Annotated in this window: 20 protein-coding genes; 13 read left to right on the top strand and 7 right to left on the bottom strand. The window is 67.2% G+C overall.

Annotated elements, in window-relative coordinates; genetic code table 11:
- Nucleotides 1–3,714: an ESPR-type extended signal peptide-containing protein gene (locus EJO71_RS02955; protein WP_125946876.1), complete on the bottom strand. Its 3,714-nt coding sequence runs from the start codon at nucleotides 3,712–3,714 to the stop codon at nucleotides 1–3.
- Nucleotides 3,715–4,212: 498 nt separating this feature from the next.
- On the opposite strand from EJO71_RS02955, the gene EJO71_RS02950 reads away from it, so the two are divergent.
- Complete coding sequence (locus EJO71_RS02950) at nucleotides 4,213–5,031, top strand: hypothetical protein (RefSeq protein WP_125946877.1); 819 nt, start codon at nucleotides 4,213–4,215, stop codon at nucleotides 5,029–5,031.
- Here the strand turns inward: EJO71_RS02950 and EJO71_RS02945 are convergent, their stop codons facing one another.
- The 6 genes from EJO71_RS02945 to flgA form a co-directional block, all read right to left on the bottom strand.
- Complete coding sequence (locus tag EJO71_RS02945) at nucleotides 5,032–5,817, bottom strand: 4'-phosphopantetheinyl transferase superfamily protein (RefSeq protein WP_125946878.1); 786 nt, start codon at nucleotides 5,815–5,817, stop codon at nucleotides 5,032–5,034. It lies immediately after the preceding gene.
- Between the two features lie 179 nt (nucleotides 5,818–5,996).
- The gene (locus EJO71_RS02940) at nucleotides 5,997–6,815 is read right to left on the bottom strand and encodes a winged helix-turn-helix domain-containing protein (RefSeq protein WP_125946879.1); all 819 of its coding nucleotides are present in this window, start codon (nucleotides 6,813–6,815) and stop codon (nucleotides 5,997–5,999) included.
- Between the two features lie 59 nt (nucleotides 6,816–6,874).
- Nucleotides 6,875–7,297 (bottom strand): YadA-like family protein, encoded by a 423-nt coding sequence (locus EJO71_RS02935; RefSeq protein ID WP_240651241.1) that lies wholly within the window; start codon nucleotides 7,295–7,297, stop codon nucleotides 6,875–6,877.
- A 4-nt stretch (nucleotides 7,298–7,301) separates the two neighbouring features.
- Nucleotides 7,302–7,760 (bottom strand): flagellar protein FlgN, encoded by a 459-nt coding sequence (locus tag EJO71_RS02930; RefSeq protein WP_171022495.1) that lies wholly within the window; start codon nucleotides 7,758–7,760, stop codon nucleotides 7,302–7,304.
- Complete coding sequence (gene flgM / locus EJO71_RS02925) at nucleotides 7,757–8,065, bottom strand: flagellar biosynthesis anti-sigma factor FlgM (protein WP_125946880.1); 309 nt, start codon at nucleotides 8,063–8,065, stop codon at nucleotides 7,757–7,759. Before flgM ends, EJO71_RS02930 begins: the two co-directional genes overlap by 4 nt.
- A gap of 77 nt (nucleotides 8,066–8,142) precedes the next feature.
- Entirely contained in the window at nucleotides 8,143–8,847 is a 705-nt protein-coding gene (gene flgA / locus EJO71_RS02920; protein ID WP_125946881.1) for a flagellar basal body P-ring formation chaperone FlgA, read from the bottom strand.
- 222 nt (nucleotides 8,848–9,069) lie between these two features.
- On the opposite strand from flgA, the gene flgB reads away from it, so the two are divergent.
- The 12 genes from flgB to EJO71_RS02860 all read left to right on the top strand — a co-directional run bounded on the left by flgB (nucleotide 9,070) and on the right by EJO71_RS02860 (nucleotide 18,934).
- Nucleotides 9,070–9,480 (top strand): flagellar basal body rod protein FlgB, encoded by a 411-nt coding sequence (gene flgB, locus EJO71_RS02915; RefSeq protein WP_125946882.1) that lies wholly within the window; start codon nucleotides 9,070–9,072, stop codon nucleotides 9,478–9,480.
- 27 nt (nucleotides 9,481–9,507) lie between these two features.
- On the top strand, nucleotides 9,508–9,930 hold the full coding sequence (gene flgC, locus EJO71_RS02910; RefSeq protein ID WP_125946883.1) for a flagellar basal body rod protein FlgC: 423 nt from the start codon (nucleotides 9,508–9,510) through the stop codon (nucleotides 9,928–9,930).
- Between the two features lie 35 nt (nucleotides 9,931–9,965).
- Nucleotides 9,966–10,652, top strand: coding sequence for a flagellar hook assembly protein FlgD (locus EJO71_RS02905; RefSeq protein ID WP_125946884.1), 687 nt, complete (start codon nucleotides 9,966–9,968; stop codon nucleotides 10,650–10,652).
- Between the two features lie 70 nt (nucleotides 10,653–10,722).
- Nucleotides 10,723–11,943 carry a flagellar hook protein FlgE gene (gene flgE / locus EJO71_RS02900; RefSeq protein ID WP_125946885.1) on the top strand — a complete coding sequence of 407 codons (1,221 nt, stop codon included), beginning with the start codon at nucleotides 10,723–10,725 and terminating at the stop codon, nucleotides 11,941–11,943.
- Between the two features lie 34 nt (nucleotides 11,944–11,977).
- Nucleotides 11,978–12,724: a flagellar basal body rod protein FlgF gene (locus EJO71_RS02895; RefSeq protein ID WP_125946886.1), complete on the top strand. Its 747-nt coding sequence runs from the start codon at nucleotides 11,978–11,980 to the stop codon at nucleotides 12,722–12,724.
- 56 nt (nucleotides 12,725–12,780) lie between these two features.
- Nucleotides 12,781–13,563: a flagellar basal-body rod protein FlgG gene (gene flgG, locus EJO71_RS02890; RefSeq protein WP_125946887.1), complete on the top strand. Its 783-nt coding sequence runs from the start codon at nucleotides 12,781–12,783 to the stop codon at nucleotides 13,561–13,563.
- Nucleotides 13,564–13,616: 53 nt separating this feature from the next.
- Entirely contained in the window at nucleotides 13,617–14,288 is a 672-nt protein-coding gene (locus EJO71_RS02885) for a flagellar basal body L-ring protein FlgH (RefSeq protein WP_240651272.1), read from the top strand.
- Between the two features lie 152 nt (nucleotides 14,289–14,440).
- The gene (locus EJO71_RS02880) at nucleotides 14,441–15,499 is read left to right on the top strand and encodes a flagellar basal body P-ring protein FlgI (protein ID WP_346428054.1); all 1,059 of its coding nucleotides are present in this window, start codon (nucleotides 14,441–14,443) and stop codon (nucleotides 15,497–15,499) included.
- A 10-nt stretch (nucleotides 15,500–15,509) separates the two neighbouring features.
- Nucleotides 15,510–16,487, top strand: a complete 978-nt coding sequence (gene flgJ, locus EJO71_RS02875; RefSeq protein ID WP_125946890.1) for a flagellar assembly peptidoglycan hydrolase FlgJ — start codon at nucleotides 15,510–15,512, stop codon at nucleotides 16,485–16,487.
- 34 nt (nucleotides 16,488–16,521) lie between these two features.
- Nucleotides 16,522–17,034, top strand: coding sequence for a chemotaxis protein CheW (locus EJO71_RS02870; protein WP_125946891.1), 513 nt, complete (start codon nucleotides 16,522–16,524; stop codon nucleotides 17,032–17,034).
- 45 nt (nucleotides 17,035–17,079) lie between these two features.
- Nucleotides 17,080–18,645 carry a methyl-accepting chemotaxis protein gene (locus EJO71_RS02865; RefSeq protein ID WP_276311639.1) on the top strand — a complete coding sequence of 522 codons (1,566 nt, stop codon included), beginning with the start codon at nucleotides 17,080–17,082 and terminating at the stop codon, nucleotides 18,643–18,645.
- Nucleotides 18,646–18,652: 7 nt separating this feature from the next.
- Nucleotides 18,653–18,934, top strand: a complete 282-nt coding sequence (locus EJO71_RS02860; protein ID WP_125946893.1) for a hypothetical protein — start codon at nucleotides 18,653–18,655, stop codon at nucleotides 18,932–18,934.
- Nucleotides 18,935–18,943: the final 9 nt, after the last annotated feature.

The raw sequence follows: 18,943 nt of genomic DNA, 5'->3' as shown, positions 1-18,943 counted from the left end.
TCAGTTGAAGACCCATTCCGCGCCGACCGTGGCGCCCACCCCGGCACGGCTGGTGGCCACGCCGCCGGTGATGCTCCAGGCGTTGTTGTCGGAGGTGCGACGGAAGCTGACGCCCACCGCGCTCTGGCCCTTGAAGGAGCCCGCGCCGATGCGCATGACCGTCTTGCCCGGCACGTAGCTCCCGGGCATCTGCAGCGCCATGGCGGCAGCGACACCGGCATAGGCGTTCTTCTCGACGCCGTCGAGGCGGTCGCCGAGGGCGTTGATGCGGTTGTTCAGGCCGCCGCTGACCGCGTTGAGCTGGTTGACGTTGACGGCGTCGGTGCCCGCCACGCCCGGCGCCACGTTGTGCACCGTGACCGGGCCGGTGGAGTTGCTGCCGCCCATGGTCACGCTGTTGTAGTTGACCGTGCCGTTCGCGTTGGTGTCGTACTTGACCGTCGACTGGTCGATGGCTGCGACTGTGCCCTGCACGCCCCTGAGCTGCGAGACGTTGACCGCGTCGCTGTCGGCCGTGCCCGCTGCCACGCCGGTGATCTGCCGGAACTGGCCGCTGGCCGCATTGCCCACCGACACGGCCGCCAGCGTGCTGGTGGTCGCGCCGATGGCAATGCGTTGCGCATCGGTGGCGGTGGGCGGCACGTAGCCCGCCACGCCCGCGGCCGTCGAAGCCACCGAGCCCGCGCCCAGCGCAACACCGCCGGCCTGCGTCACGTTGGTGCCCGCGCCCAGCGCGACGCCCTGCACCGCGGCTGCGGACGACTGCGTGCCCAGCGCGATGGAGTCGGCCAGGTGCGAGGTCGCGCCCTGGCCGATCGCGATGCCGCCCGGCGCGGTCTGCTGCACCACGGCGCCGTTGCCGATGCCCACGCCGTTGTTGCCGTTGACCACCGTCTGCGGGCCGACCGCCACCGACTCCGTGCCGATGGCCAGCGAGTCGGCCGCCGCGGAGTTGGCGTGGAAGTACTTGATCGGCGTGACCGCGAAGGACTGCAGCGCACCGCTGAGCTGGCGCACCGTGACTGCGTCCTGCGCCTGCGTGCCGTCGGCGACGTTGGTGATCTGGCGATAGGTGGTGGCGCTGCCCACGGAGACCGCGCCGAGCAGCGTGCGGTCGGCGGTGTTGAAGGGGATCAGCGCGCTGCCGGCGGGGATGTTGCCGGTGCCGGCCGCGATCGCCCGGTCGGAGACGGAGCCTGAGCCGAGCGCGACCCCGCCGTCGACGGTCGCGCTGGCGTTCTTGCCCGAGGCGACGGCGTCGGCGCCTGTCGCGCCGAGGTTGTCCTCGTTGCCGCCGCCGGTGGAGTTGACGCTGTAGTACTTGATCCTGTTGGCCGTGATCGTGGTGTTCAGCTGGCTCACGTTGACCGCGTCGGTAGGCGCCACGCCGGGCGCCACGTTGGTGATCACGGTGTTGTTGGCGTTGATGCCCGTGATCGTCACGCTCGGGCCGCCCGTGATCGTGAGGCCGCTGTTGTTCATCACCGTGCCGCCCGTGGTCACGCTGGTGAAGCTGGGCGTCGCGCTGGTGGCGATCTGCACTTCGGCACCGTTTTGCGTGATGGCGATGTTGTTGCCCGCCGTGTAGGTGACGGCGGTGCCCGGCGCGATGTTCTGCAAGCTGGTGCCCGTTGCCGTGCCGGTGCCCGTCTGGGCCGTGGTCAGGTTCCAGCCCTTGCCGGCCGTGGTCGCCACCTCCGCGATCGCGTCGTTGGTGGCGGACAGCTGGCTGCCGTTGATGGCATCGGTGGAGGTCCCGGAGATCCTGCCGGCGGCCACATTGGTGATGGTGCGCTCGGTGCCCGGCGCACCGACGCTGACGGTGCTCGTGGGGTTGACGCCCTGGAACTTGTGCGTCGTGCCGTTGATCGTGACGCTGGGAGTTCCCACGGCCGTCGCGGTTACCGAGCCGGAGCCGAGCGCTACGTCACCTGCATTGTTGGCAATGGCCGTATCGCCGAAGGCGACCGCACCGGCCGCCAGTGCCTGGCTGGTGCTGCCGATCGCCACACTGCCTTGTCCGATCACGGTGTTCTGAAAACCGATGCCGACCGCGCCCTGCGCCGGCGTGCCGGGCACGCCCACACCCTGGCCGCCGCCGCCGACCTTGTTGGTGTTGCCCATCGCCACGGTGCCGTTGCCGGTCGCGGTGTTGTCGAGGCCGCTTGCGATCGCGCCGTTGCCGGTGGCGGTGTTCGGGTCGCCGATGGCCACCGCGCCGTTGCCGTTGGCGACGTTGCCGGAGCCGATGGCCACGGCCTTGCCGCCGGTGGCCTTCGAACTGTTGCCGATGGCGACTGCGTCCGCGGAGTCGGCAACGGTGTTGAAGCCCATAGCGATCGCATTGAGCGCGGAGGCCTTGGCGCTGCTGCCGATGGCGACCGCCTGCTCACCGGTCGCTGCGGCAAGCGTGCCCACCGCGGTGGCGTTCTTGGCGGCCGAGGTACCGAATCCCAGTGCGGTCGCGCGCGTGGCACTCGCGGTGGCGTTGTTGCCCATCGCCACGGTGCCATCGGCCGCTGCGTTGGCGCCCGACCCCGCCGCGACCGAGCCGACGCCGCTCGACAGGGCCTGGTTGCCCATGGCCAGAGAGAAGTCCGCCGAAGCATTGGCGAGGTTGCCGAGCGCCGCGGAACTGGTGCCCGCCGCGTTGGTCAGGGGGCCGATCGCAACCGCGTTGTTCGCGCTGGCATTCGCATTGAGGCCGATGGAGGTCGTCGCGTTGCTGGCGACGCCGATGCCTGCGTTGGTGCCGATGGCGACGTTGTCGTTACCCGTCACCAGGCTGCCCGCGGATGCCTTCAAAGTGGCGTCGTAGGCGACGCTGCCGTCGCCTGTGCCGAAGGCGACATTGCGCGCTCCCGTGACGCCCGAACCCGCACCCCGCATCGCGCTCGCAATGCCTCCCCCCATGGCGGTGTTCTGCGCGCCGCTGACCAGCGTTCCGGCTGCGATACCCACCGCGGCCGAGCCCGTATTGGCGATCGTCGAGCCCGCGCCGGCACCCTGGCCGACCGCGACTGTGCTGTCGCCGACAGCGATCGCTTGCGCACCGAGCGCAAGCGAACTGTTCCCTTGCGCTCGAGTACCGTTCCCGAAGGCGGTGGCTGCTTCACTGGTTGCCATTGCCTGGTTTCCCACCGCGACGGCGCGCAACGCGGTTGCCTGGGACAGGGAGCCAATGGCAACGGTGCTGAGGGCGTTGGCGGTCACGTCCGTGCCGATGCCGATGGCGCCATCGGCCAGTGCGCCAGTGGTGGGCCCGGTGCGGGCGCCCAGATAGATGGAATTGACGCCTGAGCTAAAGGCCTGAAACCCCAGGGAGATCGAATTCTGTGCGGAGCTCAGGGAGTTGTACCCCACAGCGAGCCCGCCGAGTTGCTGGGCTTGCGCAAGAGAACCGAGCGCGGTTGCTCCGATTCCTGAGGCCTTGGACTGGAAGCCCATGCACGAGGCAGTGCCGTTGTACAGGTTGAAGGGCGAGGCCGAGCAGTCGACCGACTGCGCCTGCGCCACAGAGGCCCCACCGATCCCGCCCATCGCCAGCAGCGCGGTCATGACTCCTGCGCGCAAGCGCCCCGACGGGGGCAATGTGAGCGCGCCGACCGCCGTGACGCAGGCGCCGCTGCGCTTGCCCCGGGAACAGGTGAGTTCCGACGCCGCGACCCAGGCGCCCAGGGATTCGTTCCAGAGCGAGCGATAAGTTGTGTTCATGTGCCCCATCCATCCGTTTGAAAAGCCATTGAATGGCTGCAATTCCATTCAGGCTGAGAAATATTTGGAAATTATTGTTAAACCAAATAAATCTTAGGAGTGAGGCGATTTATTGCAACCAGTCGTGTCTCATTTTGGAGTCATCGTGTCGAATTGATCTGAATTTTCAATCGCAAATGTAGATTGGATAGTAATATTAAGTTACTAATAAATTAAATATCTACCATGTTTATTTAACCTGATCAATGAAGTTATTTTTAGTAATCATTATTTTGGTATCTCATGCGCCAAAAATGTGATGCCATTATTTGGTGCATCGTTGATTCTGTTGAAATTTGATGTATTAAGTGGCGACTCCTTATGAATATTCATAAAAATTGACTCAGTTAGTATTCAATCCGTGCATTTCCACGGAGAGACGGCCCGAAGTCCGTTCGGCCGGCTTATAGAATCAGGCAAAAGCGCCCGAACAATTGCGCGCGAACCGGGGAGTTCCAGATGGCCAACCGTTCCTATCTCTACAGTCTCGGCAATAGGCCCGCCTCATATGCCGATCGCCCGGACACGATCTCGGGCCTGTCCGAATGGGCGTACGACGTGCCGTTCATGTATCGGCTCCTGATGTCGGGCGATCCGCAGTTGTGTGCCTCGCTGGTGTCGGACGGGTTCGACGGCGACGAGCCCGGGCGCAAGACCAGGCTTCATGCAATCAGCAGCGGCTTCGATCCCGGTTTCGAGCGCGTTCGGCGATTCATCGGCATCGTTCGCGCTCTTCTCGCGGCGCAGGCTTCCAGCACGGAGCCCGGGCCGCAACCCACCGTCGCGGCACAGCCGGATTCCTTCCTCGGGCGTCTCAAGCGGCTTGTCTCACCGCGGACGGCCGCTCCTGCAGTAGCAGCGGCGCCGGTCATTGCTTCGACGCAACTGTCCATCTGGCTGGACGAGACGATCGCCTTCCTCGAAGCCCATCGCGACCGCTACCTGCTCCTGGAGACCATCGAGCTCGACACCATGTCCGAAGAGGAGGAAGCGGCGCTGCGATCCTGCGTGGAGCAGGAGATCGCGCGATGCCTCCACGTGGGCGCCGCCATCGATGCCTTGCCTGCCGACCTCGCCGAGGCCGCGCGGCTGCTGAAAAAGGCGACCGTGCAGAAGTGCGCGGCCCCGCTGGACGCCTTCTTCGGGCTTCGCCTGGACGACGACTGCGACAGCACCCGCACCCGCGCCACGGAGCACCCGCTCGGGCTGCAGTGGTCGGAGGTGTTGTACTTCGAGCTGTGGAACCGGGCCGAATTCGAGGCGCAGCGCAGCCAGTAGTCAGCCGCCCGGCGACCGGCGCACCACCGTGCCCCGGAATTCCTCGACCGTCGCAAGCAGCGGCGTCGCCTTCCAGCGCAGGATCTGCACGTCTTCCGGCTTCTTCCGCTCGAGGCAGAGAGCGATGGCATGCGCGTTGTCCGGCTGGAACTGCCAGAACTGCCAGCGCTCGGCGGAATCGTCGAGCCCGTCCTCGAAATCGATCGCCACGCCGTCGGTGCCCTCGAAGCTGAAGGAGAACCTGTCCAGGGGCAGCGACAGGCCCATGCCGCGCGCCTTGATGTAGCTTTCCTTGAGCGTCCAGAGATCCCAGAAGCGCGAGGCCTGAAGCCCGGCCGGCAGCTCGTGCAGTTCGCGCGCCTCCCTGGCGGAGAAGAATCTCTCGGCAATTTCCAGCGGTGCGGTCCGCGCCGTGTGCTCGACGTCCACGCCCACTTCGCGCTCCACCGTCAGCGCCGCCACGACGAGCGAGGCGCTGTGCGAAATGTTGAAGCGCAGGCGCTGCGCCTGCGGCAGCGCATTCGCGATGCCCGGGCGCCCGTAGGCGTTGTTCTCGAATCTCCAGTCCCGCGGCGCGACGGGCGCATAGCGCGAGAGAAGCGAGCGGATCAGCCCCCGCGTCATGAGATACCTGCGCCGGTCCCGGGCGAAGTGAAAGCGCCCGTGCTTCTCGCGCTCCTCGGGCGTCAGCAGGGCCATGGTGGCCTCTTCGCAGGCGGCGTCGTCATGTTCCGGAACGTGCAGGTGCCAGAGATGCACCTGGCGGGGGTCGATCTGCAATTGCATGCACCGGATTCTGGCGCGACCCGCCGGGATTCAGCCCGGCTTAAGTTTGCGCGCCGATACTGGAGGGGACGGTCCGCCGGCGTTGGTAGAGGTAGCCCAGGCACCCGCCCCGTTCGATGGTGGCGGTTCCTCGAGGCCGGCGATCGTCACGCTTTCTGCCGCCCCGCGATGCGTTTGCGTCACGCGCGGGCAGCTTCCCTCAGCCAGACCGGTTCGTTCGACGTGTCCGGAAAGCCCGAGTCGTCCACCGGCCCCGCAATCGGCCGGGCCGTCACATGACGAAGCTCGTAGCCGCGCCCGTATACCGAATGCAGGACGAATTCATTGCCCTTGTGCAGCGACAGCTTGCGGCGGACGTTCGCCACGCAGCAGTCGAGCACGCGGCTCTTGCGCTCGATGCGCGACTCCGTCCATAGCGAGCCCAGCAGCCATTCGCGCTCCAGCAGCCTGTCGGCATTGCGGAACAGCAGCAGCGCCAGTTCGAACTCGCGCGGCTTCAGGCGCACTTCCTCACCCTTGTTCACCACGACCTTGCGGCTGCCGATGAAGCGGTAGTCGCCGAACGTCGCGCTCACCGCCGGCGCATGCAGCAGCTTCTCGTTGCGCCGCAGCGCCTCGCGCACCCGCAGCTCCACCTCGAAGTCGTCGACCGGCAGCACCGCGAAATCGATGCCCGCGCCCTGCGATTCGGGGCCCGATGCCGAAAGCACCTCTGCCAGCAGTTCGCGCTGCATCGCGTTGGCCACCAGGAAGATCGGCATGCGCAGGGCCTTGCACATGGCCGTCAGCACCGGCCACGCGCCCTCGTCCCTCAGCACGACCAGCAACAGGTCGAAATGGCTGCCCTGTGTCGCCGCGCGCAGGAAGTCGGCGCTGCTGTCGAAGGAAACCGGCGTGCAGCCCATCAGGCGCAGCTTCTGGCCCCAGGCCCGTGCCTGAGCCTCGTCGCAGCCCACCATGGCCACCTGTCGCGAGTCGCCGTGAGCATCGTTGTCCATGTCGGGAGCTTCCTTGTCTGGATGGTGGTGGTGTTGGTGAGGCGGCCCGGCCGGCTGCCTCAGCGGTCGCCCGTGCGCGGCAGCTTCCAGCCGATGCCGGCGTTGAAGCCCCAGTCGCGGCCCGTGCTGGCGACGGTCATGCCCCAGGCCGTCTGTCCGTCGTCCGACAGCGTCCTGAAACCCAGGCTGGCCGCCGTGTAGCCCTTGTAGCTGCCGACGGCTAGGCCGATGGCCTTCTCGCCCGGTTGCAGCACTGGCACATACGCGGCCGTCATGGCCACGGCCATCGCCGTGCCCGAGTACGCAATGCGCTCCATGTCGCGCAGTGCGGCGCTTGCCTGGTTCAGTTGTCCGAGGTTGATCGCGTCGCCCGGCTGCACGCCCGGCGCCACGTTCGTGATCAGCACGCCGTCCGCCGCGCCTGCCGCGCCGTGCGCGGCGGTGGCGCACAGCCACAGCACGACCAGCAGCCCGGCGCGCACGCGATCAGCCCGCCGCGAGGCGGTTGCCGGAGCCCGCCTGCGTCCTGCGCACGCCGTCCGGTCCGTAGAACAGCTGCGCGCTGGCCTGCAGGAAGTGCAGTGCCTGTTGGGTGAAATCGAGCTGCGCATAGACCATCGAGCCGTTGCGCAGGTTGTGGTCTCTTGCCTGCGAGGCGACCTCCAGCAGCGCCTGCCAGGCCCGTTCCGTCTCCGGGCCGCTGGCCGCCGAGGCCGCATCGGCGCCCGTGCGGCCGGGCCCGAAGCCCAGCGCCGCCTGCAGCGCCTCGCGCTGGGCATCCAGCTCGGCCATGCGTTCCAGCAGTACCGTCTTCTGGGCGGCAATGGCTGCCAGGTCGTTGAATGCGCCGTCCGACATCGCCCGGGCCTCGCGGTCCAGCACCGACAGGAATTCCTCGATGCAGGCGGTCTCGGTGCGCAGGTGGCCCAGCAGGCTCGGTTTCATTCGTTGCCGCCCTCGCGTTTCGGGCCGAGCAGGTCGCGCACGCTTGCCAGCAGGCCGTCGGCGATGCGCTCGGGGCGGACCTGGTAGCGCCCGGCGCGGATGTCCTCGCGGATCGCCGCCACGCGGGCCGCGTCGAAGTCCGCGGCGGCGGCACCAGTGGCGCCGGGCAGCGAGCGAATGTGCGCGGAAGCCGGCGCCGCGTCCTTGGCGCGCTGGGCTGCGTCGGCGCCGTTCGCCGGGGCGGGGCCGGCCGCGGTCGTTCGGGGGAGGGGCGTGGCCGAGGGGGCGGGGGGATCGATTTTCAAGGTGATTCCTCAGGGGCTGACCCGTATATCGGCAGCCGGCGCAAGAACTTTAGGCAGGGTATGCACGAGGCGGCTTGTCACTGGGCCAGCTGGATCTGCCCCTCTTCGTCCGCCACGCCGCTGACCAGCCGCCCGTCCCGGGTCTTGGCCTGCACCACGGCGCCCACGGCGGCCCCGGTCATGGCCCTGGCCTCGGTGCTGACGACGAAGCCCTGGCCCTGCGCCACCACTTTCACTGCCTGTCCCTGCTGGATGACGGTCACGCCGCGCACCAGCTCCTTGCGCAGCGGCGCTCCCGGTGCCACGCGGTTGACCGTCACCACGCCGGCCAGCTCGGTCGCGCTGGTGATGACCGAGCGCGGCAGCCGCGTGAGATCGCCGGTGCGCTCCGCGACGTCGCCGGCGCCCAGCGGCCGGCCCGCGTCGATTGCGCGCGCGGCCACGAAATAGCTGCCTTCCACCGACACGTGCGCCTGCACGAAGCGCGTCCACGGCCGCTCCGTCTGGCAGCGAACGCCCACGGACACACGGCCCCATGGCGTCGCGCCCGGCGGCAGGAAGGCCTCGGGCGTGTCGCAGGCGGGCAGCGCGGCGGTGCCGCGTCCTTCGAGGCTGATCGTCACCTTGCCCGGCAGGCCGGCCGTCTGCACCTGCAGGTATTTCTCGATGACCGCGCTCGCGGTGTCGGCGGCGAACGCGGGCGCGGATGCCGTGCACGCCGCAGCCACAAGTGCCGGCAGCACGGTGCGCAGGACGTGATCGCGAAGCTCGGAAAAGGTCATCGGATATGTGTGCAAGAGAGGGCCTGGGTCGCGGTGCGCCACGCTGGAGGAAGGCATGACGCCGCCCGGAAATTCTAGAAATCCATCCGCCGATCGAAGGTGCGAGCAGCAGGCGAAAACCCCCTTTGTTCGGGCGATTGCAAACGCGGGCCATGCATAGACTCGCTTTCCATCTGTCGCTGCGCCTTGTGCGTTGGCGATGCCTCAACGGATGGAAAGAACATGATCGACAAGCTGGATGCGGCGCTTCGCTTCAACCGCGAAGCCCTCAACCTCCGCGCGGAGCGCCAGGAGGTTATTGCGGCCAACATCGCCCATGCGGACACGCCCAACTACAAGGCGCGCGACTTCGACTTCAGCGCCCGCCTGAGCGACGCCGTCGAGCGCGGCCGCACGTCGTCGCAGTCGGTGTCGCTCGCCACCACCTCGTCGCGCCACCTGGCGGGGCAGGCGCAGGCCGTGTCCGACAAGGACCTGCTGTATCGCGTGCCCAACCAGTCCAGCCTCGACGGCAATACCGTCGAGATGGACGTCGAGCGCATCGCCTTCGCCGACAACGCGCTGCGCTACGAGTCCAACCTCACCGTCATCAACTCGAAGATCAAGTCGATGCTCTCGGCGATCCAGCAGTAAGCCCGCAAGCAACCGGCAGAAGCCTCCATGCCCTTCAACAGCACTTCCATGAACATCTTCAACGTGGCGGGTTCCGCCATGGCCGCGCAGTCGCAGCGCATGAACGTGACCGCGAGCAACATGGCCAACGCCGAGAGCGTGGCCGGCCCCGACGGCATGCCCTACCGCGCGAAGCAGGTGGTGTTCCAGGTCGCGCCCTCCGCATACGGCGGGGGAGACATCGGCGGCGTGAAGGTCGCCGGTGTCGTCGAGGACCCATCGCCGCCGCGGCTCGTGTTCGACCCGAAGAGCCCGCACGCCAACGCCGAGGGCTACGTCGCGATGCCCAACGTCAACGTGGTCGAGGAGATGACCAACATGATCTCCGCCTCGCGCAGCTACCAGGCCAACGTCGAAGTGCTCAACACGGCCAAGACGCTGATGGTCAAGACGCTGTCCATCGGCCAGTAACCCCCCCAACACGAAAGAACAGGCACGAACGCGCCATGGCCATTTCCGACACCTCGTCAATCACCGGTCAGAACGCCGCTTCCGCGGTGAACAGCAACAGCAGCACGTCGAACGCCGACAGCGAGCAGCGCTTCCTGAAGCTGCTCGTCACGCAGCTGAACAACCAGGACCCGCTCAACCCGATGCAGAACGCCGAGCTCACCTCGCAACTCGCGCAGATGAGCACCGTGAGCGGCATCGAGAAGCTCAACAGCACGCTGTCGGGCCTGGTGAGCCAGACCAGCTCCAACCAGCTGCTGCAGGCCACCTCGCTCATCGGCTACAACGTGCTGTCGCCGGGCGACGTGCTCACCACCAAGACGCCCGAAGCCGGCAAGGACCCGGCCACGCAGGCCTTCGCCGTGCAGCTGCCGGGCACGGCATCCGACGTCGACATCAAGATCGTCGACTCCACCGGCAAGGTGGTGCGCACCATCAACGGCGGCTCCATGACCGAGGGCGTCAACGCCGTCACCTGGGACGGCAAGGACGACGCCGGCAACGTGGTGCCCGCGGGCGCCTACCGCTTCACCGTCGACGCAAGCAATGGCGGCACGACGGTGAAGGCCACCGCGCTGACCTTCTCGCAGGTCGCGGCCGTGAAGCAGGGCGCCAGCGGCATCACGCTCGAGCTGGCCTCGGGCGCGAGCATCGGCCTGTCCGACGTGCGCCTGTTCCTCTGAGCGCCCTCCCGGACGTACCCAGCACACCCATCGCATCCAACGCACCGAAACCAACAAGCAAGGAACCATCATGGCTTTTTCCCAAGGTATCAGCGGGCTCGGCGTGGCCGCAGCCAATCTCGACGTCATCGGCAACAACATCGCCAACTCCGGCACCGTCGGCTTCAAGTCGGCCGCCGCCACCTTCCAGGACGTGTATGCCGGCTCGCGCGTCGGCCTCGGCGCATCGGTATCGGGCGTGGTGCAGAACTTCACGCAGGGCGTGACGCAGTCGAGCAGCCGCCCGCTGGACGTGGCCATCCTCAACGGCGACGGTTTCTTCCGCCTGAGCAGCGCCACCGGCGAAGTCATGTACTCGCGCAACGGCCAGTTCACGCGCGACAAGGACGGCTACATCGTCAACTCCTCGGGCCTGCGCCTCACCGGCTTCGGCGTGAACGCCAGCGGCGGCATCAGCGGCGGCACGCCGGCGGCCATCCAGATCCCGACCGCGGCCATGACGCCCAAGGCCACGACCGCCATCGACGCCGAGTTCAACCTCGACGCGCGCCTGGTCACGCCCACCAAGACGCCCTTCAACGCGACCGATTCCGGAACCTTCAACTACTCGAACGCCGTCGGTCCCATCTACGACTCGCTGGGCAACCCGCACGACGTGTCCGTCTACTTCGTGAAGAGCGCCACCCCCGCCAACACCTGGAGCGTGTACGGCACGGCCGACGGCACGGCGCTCAACGCCGGTGCCGCGCTCGGCACCCTGACTTTCGACTCCGCCGGAAAGATGACCGCGCCGGCCAGCGGCCAGTTGAGCCTCGGCACGCTCAACTTCACCAACGGCGCCGCGGCGCTCACCGCTTCGGTCGACCTCACGGGCACCACCCAGTTCGGCGCCGCCAACGCCATGAGCAAGCTCGCGCAGGACGGCTACCGCTCGGGCGAACTCACCTCGTTCTCGATCAACGCCGACGGCACCATCACCGGCAAGTTCTCCAACGAGCAGACCAAGCTGCTGGGCCAGATCGTGCTGTCCTCGTTCGCCAATCCCAACGGCCTTGCGCCCAAGGGCGACAACGTGTGGGCCGAGACGCAGGCATCGGGCAATGCGCTCACCGGCACGCCGGGCGAAGGCACCAAGCTCGGCGCGCTGAAGTCTGGCGCGCTCGAGTCGTCCAACGTCGACCTCACGTCCGAGCTGGTCAACCTCATCGTCGCGCAGCGCAACTACCAGGCCAACGCGCAGACCGTGAAGACGCAGGACCAGGTCATGCAGACGCTGATGAACATCCGCTGACGCAACGCCCAACGACCGACACCAGGAGCACCCAGTGGATCGCATGTTGTACGTCGCCATGAGCGGCGCCAAGCAGGTCATGGAGCAGCAGGCCGCTGTCGCCAACAACATGGCGAACGTCTCGACGCCGGGCTTCCGCGCGCAGATCGCCAACTTCCGCGCGGTGCCCGTGGTCGGCCAGGAGGCGCCCACGCGCGCCTTCGTGGCCGCCACCACGCCCGGCGCCGACTTCACCCACGGCCCGCTCACCGAGACCGGTCGCGCGCTCGACGTGGCCGTGAGCGGCGAGGGCTGGCTGGTGGTGCAGACGCCCGATGGCGGCGAGGCCTACACGCGCGTCGGCAACCTGCAGATCGGCGCCGACGGCCAGCTCACCACCATGGGCGGGCGCCCGTTGATGGGCGACAACGGCGCGCTGACCGTGCCGCCCGGCTCCCAGGTCAGCATCGCCTCCAACGGACTGGTGGGCGCGCGCGACGCGAGCTCGACCACGCTCACGGGCATTGCCGAAGTCGGCCGCCTCAAGCTGGTCAACCCGGCCGTCACCGAGCTCGAGCGCGGCGACGACGGCCTGTTCCGCATGCGCGCCGGCCAGCCGCCGGCCGAAGCCGACGAGGCCGTCACGCTGGTCAGCGGCGTGGTCGAAGGCAGCAACGTCAAGCCGGTCGATGCCATGGTGGCAATGATCGCCAACGCGCGCAGCTTCGAGATGCAGATGAAGTCGCTGCAGACCGCCGACACCAACGCGCAGGCCGCCAACAAGCTGCTGGCCTACGGCTGATCGATCCGCAGCCCGGCCCGCCCGCCCCGCAACACACACGCAGGACTCTCCAGAAAATGATCCGCTCCCTCTACATCGCCAAGACCGGCCTCGACGCGCAGCAGACGCAGCTCGACGTGGTTTCCAACAACCTCGCCAACGTCGGCACCACCGGCTTCAAGCGCAGCCGCGCCGTGTTCGAGGACCTGGTCTACCAGAACCTGCGCCAGGTCGGCGGCCAGTCGTCGGACCAGACGCGCCTGCCTTCGGGCCTGCAGGTCGGCACCGGCGTGCACGTGGTCGCCACCGAGCGCATCCACTCGCAGGGCAACCTCACCAAGACCGACAAGCCGACCGACGTTGCCATCAGCGGCAGCGGCTTCTTCCAGGTGCTGATGCCGGACGGCACCACCTCGTACACGCGCGACGGTTCGTTCCAGACCGACCGCGACGGCCAGCTCGTCACGGCCAGCGGCTTCCCTGTGCAGCCGGCCATCACCGTGCCGGCCAACGCCACCAGCATCACCGTGGGCCGCGACGGCATCGTCTCGGTGGTGCAGGCGGGCAGCACCAACACCGTGCAGATCGGCCAGCTGCAGCTCGCCACCTTCGTCAACCCGACGGGCCTGCAGAGCAAGGGCGAGAACCTGTATGCCGAGACCGACGCATCGGGCGCGCCCAACCAGGTGAACCCGGGCGTCGACGGCGCCGGCACGCTGAGCCAGGGCTATGTCGAAGCCTCGAACGTGAACGTGGTGGAAGAGCTGGTCAACATGATCGCCACCCAGCGTTCGTACGAGATCAACAGCAAGGCGGTCCAGACTTCGGACCAGATGCTGCAGCGCCTGGCCCAGCTGTGATGTTGCGGGCGTTGCGTCTTCTTCTCGGTACTGCCGCCGCCGCGAGGGCGCGGCTGCTGCCGCTGCTCGTGGTCACGGTGGCGGTGCTGGCCACCGGCTGCGCGCAGGTTCCGCGCGAGCCGCTGGTGCACCAGCCGATGACGGCGCGCGCCGACAACTACGCGGCGGTGCAGAGCAGGCGCTCGCCCGGTGCGATCTTCCAGGACGGCCCGGGCGCCAATGCGCTCTTCGAAGACCGCCGCCCGCGCAACGTCGGCGACATCCTGACCATCCTCATCAGCGAGAAGGTCAACGCCACCAAGAATTCGGGCGCCAACGCCAGCCGCACCGGCAACACCACCAGCGTGTTCGCCGCCATTCCCAAGCTCATCGGCGGCCTGCTCGACGGGCAGGACACCAAGCTCACGGGCACCAACACGCTCAACGCCAAGGGTGGCGCCAACGCCAACAACACGTTCAACGGCGTGATCACGGTCACGGTGACGGACGTGATGGGCAACGGCAACCTGCTCGTGAGTGGCGAGAAGCAGATGGGCATCAACCAGGGCACGGAATACATCCGCTTCTCGGGCGTGGTGAACCCGCGCACCGTCTCGGGCAACAACACCGTGCCCTCGACATTGGTGGCCGATGCACGCATCGAGTACTCGGCCAAGGGCTATATCGACGAGGCGCAGCACATGGGCTGGATGCAGCGCTTCTTCCTCAACGTCATGCCGTTCTGAATATGGAAAACCCCCAGGCTTCGCGCACTTCGTGTCGCTTCTCCTACCCCCTTGCAGGGAGCGATGCCTGCGGCCCGGCAAAGCCGGTTCCGCGGCATCCCGCGAATTTTCGGGCTCGCTTGCGCATCGCGGCGGTTGCGGTGGTTGCGTCCTTGTTCCTTGCTCCTGTGCATGCGGAGCGGCTCAAGGAGCTGGCGAGCATCCAGGGTGTGCGCGACAACCCGCTGATCGGCTACGGGCTGATGGTGGGGCTCGACGGCACGGGCGACCAGACGATGCAGACGCCGTTCACCACGCAGAGCCTGAACAACATGCTGCAGCAGCTGGGCATCACGATTCCGCAGGGCGTGAACATGCAGCTGAAGAACGTGGCGGCGGTGATGGTGACGGCCACGCTGCCTTCGTTCGCGCGGCCGGGACAGAACATCGACGTGACGGTGTCTTCCATGGGCAACGCGAAGAGCCTGCGCGGCGGCACGCTGCTGATGACGCCGCTCAAGGGCGTGGACGGCATGACCTACGCGGTGGCGCAGGGGAACATGGTGGTCGGCGGCGCGGGTGCGTCGGCCAACGGGAGCAAGGTGCAGGTCAACCAGCTCAGCTCGGGACGCATTCCGGCCGGTGCGCTGGTGGAGCGCACGGTGGAAGCGGCGGTGGGCGCCGAAGGCACGTTCTCGATCGAGCTCAACCGCTCGGACTTCGGCACCACGCAGCGCGCGGTCGATGCGATCAACCGGCAGTTCGGTTCGGGCACGGCCGAGGCCATCGATGCGCGCTCGATCCGCGTGCGCGCGCCCGAACCGCAGCAGCGCGTGGGTTTCCTCGCGCGGCTCGAGGATCTTGAAGTGACGCCCACGCAGGCCGGTGCCCGCGTGGTGGTGAATGCGCGCACAGGCTCGGTGGTGATGAACCAGGCCGTTCGCGTGAAGGACTGCGCCATCGCACACGGCAACCTGTCGGTGGTCATCAACACCGAGCCCGTCATCAGCCAGCCGGGTGCGTTCTCGGGCGGCAGCACGGTGGCGACGCAGACCTCGCAGATCTCGGTGAACCAGGGCGGCGGTGCTATCCAGATGGTGCGCGGCGGCGCTTCGCTGTCGGACGTGGTCAAGGGGCTCAACAGCCTGGGCGCGAATCCGCAGGACCTGGTGTCGATCCTCCAGGCCATGAAGTCGGCCGGCGCATTGAGCGCCGAGCTGGAAATCATCTGAGGCCCATGCGATGACGGTATCGGCCACCAACGACCGCAGCGGCGCGCTCGATCAGCGTTTCGCGCTCGACGTGCAGGGCGTGGACGCCCTGCGGCGCACCGTGCGCAGCTCGCCGGAAGAGGGCCTGCAGCAGGTCTCGCGGCAGTTCGAGGCGCTGTTCATGGGCATGGTGCTCAAGAGCATGCGCGAGGCGACGCCTTCGAGCGGGCTCTTCGACAGCCAGGACCAGAAGGTCTACCTCTCGATGTTCGACCAGCAGCTCACGCAGAACCTCTCGGGGCGCGGCGTGGGGCTGGCCGAGGCGATGCTCGCGCAGCTGCGCCGCAGCATGCCCTCGGGCCCGCCCGATGCGGAAGCCGACGCGGAGATCGGAACGAAGCCCATGTCGCTCGAGCCGCGCGGCGGCCTGCCGTACGGGCCGCGCGCGGGTATTCCCATCGGCTCGGCGCCGACAGCGCGCGCGGGGGCCGACCTCGGCATCTATCAATTCAACAGCGATCGCCGTGCGCCAGGTGTCGGCGCCAATGCATCGCTGCAGGGGCAGGTCGACGAGTTCGTGGGCCGCATGGGCGCATCCGCGCAGGCGGCCAGCACGGCCAGCGGCGTGCCCGCGCCGCTGATCCTGGCGCAAGCCGCGCTCGAATCGGGCTGGGGCAAGCGCGAGATCCGCGCCGACGACGGCACGCAGAGCTTCAACCTGTTCGGCATCAAGGCCGACCGGGGCTGGAAGGGTGCGACGGTCGAGACCACCACCACCGAGTACGTCGACGGCGAGCCGCAGAAGGTTCGCGCGAAGTTTCGCGCCTACGCCTCGTACGAAGAAGCCTTCACCGACTACGCGCGCTTCATCACCCGCAACCCGCGCTACGCGAACGTGCTCGCCACCGACGACCCGAACGAGGCCGCGCACGGCCTGCAGCGCGCCGGCTATGCGACCGATCCGCGCTACGGCGAGAAGCTGGTTCGCATCATGCAGAAATTCGGCTGAGCCGCCAGCGCGCTCACCGCACCGAGGAACTCCCATGGCAGAAACCGCAGCAGGCATGGCGCGCGCACAGGCGCCGCAGCATCAGGGCGCCGACGCCCGCCTGGAGGTCGTGACCTTCAAGCTCGGCGAGGAAGAGTACGGCATAGACATCCAGAAGGTGCAGGAGTTGCGCGGGTACGACGCGGTGACGCGCATCGCGAACGCGCCGGAATACATCAAGGGAGTGGTGAACCTGCGCGGGATCATCGTTCCGATCATCGACATGCGCATCAAGTTCAGGCTCGGGGAGCCGACGTACGACCAGTTCACGGTGGTGATCGTGCTGAACATCGGGGGCCGAGTGGTGGGGATGGTGGTGGACAGCGTGTCGGACGTGATCACGCTGACGGGCGATCAGATCAAGCCTGCGCCGGAGATGGGATCGGTGCTGGATGCGGACTACCTGATCGGGCTGGGCACGCTGGAAGAGCGGATGCTGATCCTGGTGGACATCGACCGGCTCATGTCCAGCGAGGAAATGGGCCTGGTCGAGAAGATGGCGGCCTGAACGCCCGAGCCCATACAACGAAGAGACAAGCAAAGGTTCCGCATGATGAAGAACTGGACAGTGGGACGGCGCATGGGCGCCGTATTCGCATGCATGCTGGCACTGCTGGTGCTCATCGCCGGCATCGGTGTCATGCGCCTGCAGGCCGTGGGTGACGCGACCGAGACCATGGCCGGACAGTCGTTCACCAAGGAGCGGCTTGCCGCCGCCTGGCAGCTGGGAACCAAGACCAACAGCGTTCGCACCTTCTCGCTGCTCAAGAGCGACGACCCGGCCGTGCAGGAGTACCTGCAGAAGAACATCTCGGCCACCAGCGCCGTCATCACCGAGACGCAGAAGAAGCTCGAGGCCATGCTGGAGTCGCCCGAAGAGCTGGCGCTGAGCGCGGACATCAAGAAGAAGCGTGGCGACTACGTCGAGCTGCGCAACCAGATCCTCAAGCTCAAGGCCGACGGCCGCAAGGACGAGGCCGCGAAGCTGACCGACACGCAACTGATGCCCGCGCTCGACAACTACGACGCGAGCATCCGTGCCATGGTGAGCCACCAGCAGCAAGAGATCGACAGGTCCGCCGCCGGCATCGGCGCGCAGTACCGCTCGGGCCGCAGGTGGATCTTCGGCCTGGCCGCCCTCGCGATCGTCGCCGGCTCGGTGATCGCCTGGCTGCTGACGCGCAGCATCGTTCAACCCATCGGCGAGGCGCTGCTCATCGCCGAGACCGTGGCCTCGGGCGACCTGAGCAAGGAATTCGAGACCGACCGCGGCGGCGACTTCGGACGGCTGCTGCGGGGCATGGGCGAAATGGAAGACACGCTCACCGATCTGGTGACGCGCATCAAGGCTTCCACCGATTCGATCGCGGTGGCTTCCCGGCAGATCGCTGCCGGCAATCAGGACTTGTCGTCTCGCACGGAAGAGCAGGCCAGTTCGCTGGAGCAGACGGCGGCTTCGATGGAGGAACTGACTTCGACGGTCAAGCAGAACGCGGACAACGCGCGGCAAGCGAACCAGCTGGCCGTATCCGCTTCGGAAGTGGCGGTGAAGGGCGGCGGTGTCGTCTCGCAAGTGGTCGACACGATGGGCTCGATCAATGCGTCTTCCAAGAAGATCGTCGACATCATCGGCGTGATTGACGGCATCGCCTTCCAGACCAACATCCTCGCGCTGAATGCGGCGGTTGAAGCAGCCCGCGCGGGCGAGCAGGGCAAGGGCTTCGCTGTAGTGGCCTCGGAAGTCCGCAGCCTCGCTCAGCGTTCGGCTGCTGCAGCAAAGGAAATCAAGACGCTCATCGGCGACTCGGTGGAGAAGGTCGAAGAAGGCAGCAAGCAGGTGGAAGAGGCCGGCCGCACGATGGAAGAGATCGTCGGCAGTGTGAAGCGCGTGACGGACATCATGGGCGAGATCACCGCAGCCAGCCAGGAGCAGACCTCGGGCATCGAGCAGATCAACCAGGCCATCACGCAGATGGACCAGGTGACGCAGCAGAACGCCGCACTGGTCGAAGAGGCTTCCGCAGCAGCCCAGTCGCTGCAGGAGCAGGCCGACAGCCTCGTGCGCGCGGTCAGCACCTTCAAGCTCGACTCCGATGTCGAAGAAGCAGAGGCGGTCTGAAGCACCCATGCGCACACGTCTCAGTCCCAGGCGCGCCTTGCGTATCGGCGCGGGCTTCGCTGTTCTGTTGTTCATGTTGACCGTGGCGCTGAGCCTCGGCTTCAAGGCTGGCGCCGGCTACGAATGGGCGCGCCTGACGGTTTGCGCGCTGGCCGTGGCCGCATTGCTCACCGCGGTTGCCATCGTATGGCTCGTCATGCGCTCGGTCACCCGCTCGACCCACGATGCCGTGAAGGTCTCCGATCGGCTCGATCGGGTTCTCCAGCACGTCAACGCCCAGGATTCCTAAAAAAACTCT

This window comes from Variovorax sp. 679 (assembly GCF_003952185.1).
Lineage (GTDB): Bacteria > Pseudomonadota > Gammaproteobacteria > Burkholderiales > Burkholderiaceae_C > Variovorax.
This window is presented reverse-complemented; position numbering and strand designations above follow the sequence as displayed.

Excerpts from the sequence above, each read along its gene's own strand:
- EJO71_RS02955 (WP_125946876.1), bottom strand. The coding sequence starts at position 3,714 with ATGAACACAACTTATCGCTCGCTCTGGAACGAATCCCTGGGCGCCTGG.
- EJO71_RS02950 (WP_125946877.1), top strand. The coding sequence starts at position 4,213 with ATGGCCAACCGTTCCTATCTCTACAGTCTCGGCAATAGGCCCGCCTCA.
- EJO71_RS02945 (WP_125946878.1), bottom strand. The coding sequence starts at position 5,817 with ATGCAATTGCAGATCGACCCCCGCCAGGTGCATCTCTGGCACCTGCAC.
- EJO71_RS02940 (WP_125946879.1), bottom strand. The coding sequence starts at position 6,815 with ATGGACAACGATGCTCACGGCGACTCGCGACAGGTGGCCATGGTGGGC.
- EJO71_RS02930 (WP_171022495.1), bottom strand. The coding sequence starts at position 7,760 with ATGAAACCGAGCCTGCTGGGCCACCTGCGCACCGAGACCGCCTGCATC.
- flgA (WP_125946881.1), bottom strand. The coding sequence starts at position 8,847 with ATGACCTTTTCCGAGCTTCGCGATCACGTCCTGCGCACCGTGCTGCCG.
- flgB (WP_125946882.1), top strand. The coding sequence starts at position 9,070 with ATGATCGACAAGCTGGATGCGGCGCTTCGCTTCAACCGCGAAGCCCTC.
- flgC (WP_125946883.1), top strand. The coding sequence starts at position 9,508 with ATGCCCTTCAACAGCACTTCCATGAACATCTTCAACGTGGCGGGTTCC.
- EJO71_RS02905 (WP_125946884.1), top strand. The coding sequence starts at position 9,966 with ATGGCCATTTCCGACACCTCGTCAATCACCGGTCAGAACGCCGCTTCC.
- flgE (WP_125946885.1), top strand. The coding sequence starts at position 10,723 with ATGGCTTTTTCCCAAGGTATCAGCGGGCTCGGCGTGGCCGCAGCCAAT.
- flgG (WP_125946887.1), top strand. The coding sequence starts at position 12,781 with ATGATCCGCTCCCTCTACATCGCCAAGACCGGCCTCGACGCGCAGCAG.
- flgJ (WP_125946890.1), top strand. The coding sequence starts at position 15,510 with ATGACGGTATCGGCCACCAACGACCGCAGCGGCGCGCTCGATCAGCGT.
- EJO71_RS02870 (WP_125946891.1), top strand. The coding sequence starts at position 16,522 with ATGGCAGAAACCGCAGCAGGCATGGCGCGCGCACAGGCGCCGCAGCAT.
- EJO71_RS02865 (WP_276311639.1), top strand. The coding sequence starts at position 17,080 with ATGAAGAACTGGACAGTGGGACGGCGCATGGGCGCCGTATTCGCATGC.
- EJO71_RS02860 (WP_125946893.1), top strand. The coding sequence starts at position 18,653 with ATGCGCACACGTCTCAGTCCCAGGCGCGCCTTGCGTATCGGCGCGGGC.